Origin of the sequence: Streptomyces flaveus, assembly GCF_014647675.1 — a bacterium.
Lineage (GTDB): Bacteria > Actinomycetota > Actinomycetes > Streptomycetales > Streptomycetaceae > Streptomyces > Streptomyces flaveus.
In genome coordinates this window covers 324,608-329,653 of the sequence record NZ_BMPQ01000004.1, presented here as the reverse complement: position 1 = coordinate 329,653, position 5,046 = coordinate 324,608, and the positions used below count along the sequence as shown (strand labels likewise).

Annotated in this window: 6 protein-coding genes; all 6 read right to left on the bottom strand. The window is 71.1% G+C overall.

From position 1 onward, the window contains the following. Positions 1-2 precede the first annotated feature (2 nt). A complete protein-coding gene (locus IEZ21_RS10890) occupies positions 3-455 on the bottom strand; it encodes a YbhB/YbcL family Raf kinase inhibitor-like protein (protein WP_189321665.1) in 453 nt (150 codons plus the stop codon). A 186-nt stretch (positions 456-641) separates the two neighbouring features. Continuing rightward, positions 642-1,142 carry a hypothetical protein gene (locus tag IEZ21_RS10885; RefSeq protein ID WP_189321664.1) on the bottom strand — a complete coding sequence of 167 codons (501 nt, stop codon included), beginning with the start codon at positions 1,140-1,142 and terminating at the stop codon, positions 642-644. Further along, positions 1,139-3,613, bottom strand: coding sequence for a molybdopterin oxidoreductase family protein (locus tag IEZ21_RS10880; RefSeq protein WP_189321663.1), 2,475 nt, complete (start codon positions 3,611-3,613; stop codon positions 1,139-1,141). Before IEZ21_RS10880 ends, IEZ21_RS10885 begins: the two co-directional genes overlap by 4 nt. A gap of 131 nt (positions 3,614-3,744) precedes the next feature. After that, positions 3,745-4,647: a glycosyltransferase family 2 protein gene (locus tag IEZ21_RS10875; RefSeq protein ID WP_189321662.1), complete on the bottom strand. Its 903-nt coding sequence runs from the start codon at positions 4,645-4,647 to the stop codon at positions 3,745-3,747. A gap of 14 nt (positions 4,648-4,661) precedes the next feature. Next, on the bottom strand, positions 4,662-4,832 hold the full coding sequence (locus IEZ21_RS10870) for a hypothetical protein (RefSeq protein ID WP_246567559.1): 171 nt from the start codon (positions 4,830-4,832) through the stop codon (positions 4,662-4,664). Then, a partial coding sequence (locus IEZ21_RS47460; RefSeq protein WP_246567557.1) for a glycosyltransferase occupies positions 4,832-5,046 on the bottom strand: 215 nt, incomplete at its 5' end. The genes IEZ21_RS47460 and IEZ21_RS10870, both read right to left, overlap by 1 nt.

The window sequence follows — 5,046 nt, the reverse complement described above, 5'->3', positions numbered from 1 at the left end:
CGTCAGCGTTGGTAGAGCCCGACCAAGGTGCCGCTGGCCAGTTGTTGACGGTCGAGGACGTTGTGCACGTCCTCGGCGGTGGCTTCGTCCGGGATGGAGACGGGGCCGGGGAGGGCGTACAGGCGGAAGAAGTAGCGGTGCGCCTTGTCGCCTACCGGGGGCTGTGGGCCGCCCCAGCCCGGTTCGCCGAAGCCGTTGATGTGCTGGTGACCGCCCGGGGGCTTCTCGTCGGCGTCCAGCCCCTGGCTGCGCGGATCGATGCCCGTCACCAGCCAGTGGATGAAGGTCCCGGACGGCGCGTCCGGATCTTCGCAGACCAGAGCCAACTCCACGGCCTCGTCGGGCACTGAGGACCAGGTCAGAGGCGGGGAGACGTTGTCGCCCAGCTTGGCGTAGCGGTCCGGGATCATGGCGTGATCATTGAATGCGGTGCTTTTGAGTTCGATTCCGGCCATGCGCGCCGCAGTACCCCGAAGGAACGCGGGCACACGTGAGCGCCCTGTAGGGGCGCGGGGCTGTGACATATGCGGCTCCGCCGCGGGGCGCGACCAGCCCCCACCGGCCCGCGCCCGCGGCGGAGCCGCACGTCGATGCAGCATCACCGTTCTCCCAGCGGAGCGACTGCGCTTCCGGCGGAGCGCTCAGCTCGTCAGTACCTGGGGCGAGGTCTCCTTCAACTCGGCGTTCGCCCACCGCAGTTGGCGCAAGGTGTCGGGATGGCATCGTTGCGCGAGGTCGAGCAGCTGGTCGTCCGAGGTGGCCTGGGCGGCCTGGGCCACGAGTTCCCAGTCGACGGAGACCGCCGACGCCTGCTGGCAGATCCTTCTCAGATCCCGGAGCAGGAGCAGTCCCGCGTCGCCCCGGCGTCCCGCCTCGCTGCGGCGGCCGATGATCTCGCTGCCCTTCTCGCGCAGCCGGCCGACCGGCCCCGGCCCGTCGTCGGGTTCCGGGTCGAGGGCGACGTCATAGCGCTCGGCGAGTTCGGCCAGCTCGCGGATGTGCCGGTGGGACCAGTCCGCGAGGTCGAGTGCGAGGTGGTGGATGTCGTGCGAGGTCTTGTGCCGTTCAGCGGTGTGCAGCAGTTCCCGGGCCAGCTCACGCTCCTCGCGGTGCAGGTCCCGCAGCACCAGGCCGATCTTCATGTGTCACCTTCCGTCGGCGGCATACCACGTACGTCCTCATCTGCTTCTGCGGCCTGGCCGCCCCGCGTCTCGGGCACGCCGGCGCCGAGCGGCGCGGAGGCGGCCGTCGTCGGAGCCGGGGCGGGGCTGCCGTCCTGCGCCCGGATGCGGCGTAGCCGGGCCGCGGCGGTCTTGTAGAGGGGTTGTTTGGAGGCGGCGTCCCAGTCGGTGAGGGTCAGCTCGTTGGCGGCCCGGCCGTGCGCTTCGTCGGCTTCGGGCCCCTCGTCGATGTCCCAGTAGCCGTAGTGGAACGGAAGGAACAGCACTCCGTCCCGGATGCCGCTGACCCGGGCCTTGGCACGCACCGAGCCGCGTGGCGTGGAGACCTCGACCAGGTCTCCCTCCATGACGCCCAGCTCGCTGGCGTCACCGGTCGAGATCTCCACCCACATCTCGGGGGCCGCGGCCTGCAGTTGCGGGGCGCGGGCCGTCTTGGTGCGTGTGTGGAAGTGGTAGAGCGTGCGTCCGGTGGTGAGCAGGAAGGGGTGGTCACCGTCCGGTTGTTCATGCGGAGGGAGATATCCGGCCGACTTGATCACTGCCTTGCCGTACGGGTTCATCGCCCGGTACTCCGTGGGCTCCACGGGTGCTCCGGTGACCAGGTCCCGGCCGTAGCTCTCGCAGTAGTCGGGGTCGCTCCAGAAGGCGCCGCCGCTGTAGAGGCGTTCGGTGCCGTCCGGGTGTTCCGCGTCGCACGGCCACTGGATGCCGCTGCCGCCGCGCAGTCTGTCGTAGCTCAGGCCGATGTAGTCGCACGGGCGGCCACGGGAGCATTCCTTCCACGCCTCGAACGCCGACTCCGGATCGTGCCACTTCACCAGCGGGGCGCCGTCCTTGTCGCGCAGGTCCATGCGGCGGGCGTAGTCCAGGAAGATGTCCAGGTCGGGGCGCGCACGGCCGGGCGGGTCGACCGCCTTCTCGGAGAGGTGGACGGTGCGGTCGGCGTTGGTGAAGGTGCCCGTCTTCTCGGCCCATCCGGCCGCCGGCAGTACGACGTCGGCCAGCTCGGTGGTCTCTGTCGGGAACAGATCCTGGACGATGAGGAAGAGGCGCTCCTGGGACAGTACGGAACGGATGCGGGACAACTCCGGCAGGGACACCGCGGGGTTGGTGCCCGTGACCCACAGCATGCGCAGAGAGCCCTGCTCCGCGTAGCGGAACATCTTCATGGCGTGGGTGGGCGGACCGTAGTGCGGAATCCGCGACGGGTCGATGTTCCACAGCCGGGCCAGGTCGGCCACCTGTGCGTCGTCGGCCCAGTTACGGAAGCCCGGAAGATCGCCGTCGGCGCCGCACTCGCGGGTGTTCTGGGCCGTGGGCTGGCCGTTCATCTGCAGCAGTCCGCAGCCCGGGCGGCCGAGCATGCCGCGTACGAGGTGGAGGTTGTTGACCTGCACCGCGGCGGCCGTGGCCTGGTGGGACTGGTAGAAGCCCTGCAGCACCGTGGACACCAGACGCTCGCAGGTGCCCAGCGCCCGGGCTGCCCGCCGGATCTCTTCGGCGGGTACATCGCAGATCTCGGCGGCCCGTTCGGGCGGGTACTCCTTCACGCGGCGCTCCAGCTCGTCGAAGCCCACCGTGTGCCGGGTGATGTACTCCGCGTCCGTCCAGCCGTTGCCGATGATCTCGTGCAGCAGCCCGTTCATCAGCGCCACGTTGGTGCCCGGTCTGGGGGCCAGGTGCACCGCCGCGGCACGGGCCACCGGAGTCGGGCGGGGATCCACGCAGATCAGCGCGGGCGGTTCGGGTCCCGCGAGCCGGTCGAGGATGCGCATCCACTGCACGGGCTGCGTCTCCGCGACATTGTGTCCGAACAGAGCGATGACGTCGGCGTGGTCGATGTCGGTGTACGAACCGGGCTGTCCGTCGCAGGCGAAGGACTGCTTCAGGGCCTCGGCCGCCGTCGCCGTGCACAGCCGGGTGTTGCCGTCCAGGTGGTTGGTGCCAAGGCCGCCGCGGGCGATCAGGCTCAGGGTGTAGTACTCCTCCAGGAAGAGCTGCCCGGTGGTGTAGAAGCCGATCGCGCTCGGCCCCTGGTCCCGCAGGAGTTCCTTCGTACGGGCCACGATGTGGTCCATCGCGGTGTCCCAGTCCGTCTCCACCAGGCGGCCGTCCCGCCGCACCAACGGCCGTGTCAGCCGGTCCGGAGACGCGCCCGCCTGCCAGCCGTACAAGTCCTTGGGGTCCAGACGGCCGTGGTTCACCCGGTCCTCGGCGCGGCCGCGCACTCCGACGATCCGCCCGTCCTTGACCGCGATGTCCAGCGCGTCTCCGTTGGAGTGCAGCACCGAGGCGGAACGTACCCAGCGGTCGGGGTGCTCGGCGCCGATGCTCTCGGCCAGGAAGGTGTCCACCCGCACCGGCCATTTCTCGCCTCGCGCGTACGGCGTACGGGTCCCCCACGGCTCAGCGATCCGGTCCACTCGTCGCATGGGCCCGTCTCTCCCTCCTGCCGCCTGGAATCCGCCCTGCCTCCCGGAATCCGCTCGGTCACCTGGCGACGAGTGCCCTTCGTACGCCGGGCAAACCGCGGCGCGCGCAGTGCCGGCCGACGCCATGCCGATCAACCCGTGTACCGGCGGGCCCTCGAGTGGCGCTGGGTGTGTTCCAGCAGTTTCAGCCGGGCCTCGACATCCGGCGGCAGCACGGTCCGCTCGCGCAGGACCCAGGGCAGCCCGGCGGCCGCCTCGCCGAAGGCCCGGAGGGAGGCGCGGTCGCGGGGAACCGTACGTGCGAGATGCAGGGTCCGGCGCAGTGCGGCGGGGGCAGGGCGGCGTAGCCAGGTGAACCACAGGGTGCTGCGGATGCCGTGCGTGCGGCGTTGTGTGGAATCCCGTACGGGCGACGGCCTGTGATGGATCGTCAGCTCCTCGGCGTAGGCAAGCCACCAGCCGTCCGCCGCCAGGTCCGCGGCGAGCAGCTCCTCCTCGCCGCCCAGCCACAGCCGCGGGCAGAAGCCGCCCGCGGCGCGGAACGCTTCGGTGCGCAGCACGGTGGCGGCGGCCAGGAAGGAGCCGAGGGCGGGGCCGGGCAGCCAACGAGGGCCGGGGATCGGAGAGTTGCGCAGTTCCTCGACGATCGGGTCCTCGGTGCCATGCGGTTCGACGAGGATGCGTGCCGTGACGGCCGCGAGCCGGTCGCGGGGGTCCAGAAGGTCCGCGGCGCGGGACAGCGCTCCGGGTGCCCACCAGGAGTCGTCGTCGCTGAAGGCCACGTACGGCGTGTCGAGTGCGCGTACTCCGTCATTGCGGGCGAGAGCCCCGCGGTTGACGGGCAGCGCGAGCACCCGCACCTCGGGGAACCGTTCGGTGATCATCGCGCGCGTCCCGTCACTCGACGCGTTGTCGGCCACGACCACGGGCGGCCTCTCCGGCAGAGCGAGCAGCCGGCGGAGGGTGACGGCGAGGGAGTCCACCCGGTCGCGGGTGGCGATGACGACGCCTACCGGCCGGTGCTTCCCTGTCATCGGATGCTCCCTCATCACTCGCGCGTACCGTCCAGGGCGGCGTCGAACGCCAGAAGCCTCCCGCCGGCCGTGAGAACGGTGGCGAGCCGCGCACCCCACCACGCGGTGATCCGGGCCGAACCGCGGAACGACCCCAGCGCTTCGAGGAGTTCGTCGCAGTGCCCGACGACGGGCGCGAACGTCATCACGCCACCTCCGAGGACACCGCGTGTCCCACCGCGACACACCGGTAGACCTGCTCGGCGCCGTCCGCGACGCGCCGCCAGGTGAAGCGGGCCAGCACCCGGTCCCGTCCCGCCGCGCCGTAGCGCAGCCGCAGCCCTTCGCTGTCGAGCAGTTCGCGCGCGGCCTCGGCGAGCGCATGGGGGTTCCCGGGCGGCACCAGGCGGCCGGCGACGC

What these genes read in the sequence shown, in the direction of transcription:
- IEZ21_RS10890 (WP_189321665.1), bottom strand. Translation starts at nt 455, where the DNA reads ATGGCCGGAATCGAACTCAAAAGCACCGCATTCAATGATCACGCCATG.
- IEZ21_RS10885 (WP_189321664.1), bottom strand. Translation starts at nt 1,142, where the DNA reads ATGAAGATCGGCCTGGTGCTGCGGGACCTGCACCGCGAGGAGCGTGAG.
- IEZ21_RS10880 (WP_189321663.1), bottom strand. Translation starts at nt 3,613, where the DNA reads ATGCGACGAGTGGACCGGATCGCTGAGCCGTGGGGGACCCGTACGCCG.
- IEZ21_RS10875 (WP_189321662.1), bottom strand. Translation starts at nt 4,647, where the DNA reads ATGACAGGGAAGCACCGGCCGGTAGGCGTCGTCATCGCCACCCGCGAC.
- IEZ21_RS10870 (WP_246567559.1), bottom strand. Translation starts at nt 4,832, where the DNA reads ATGACGTTCGCGCCCGTCGTCGGGCACTGCGACGAACTCCTCGAAGCG.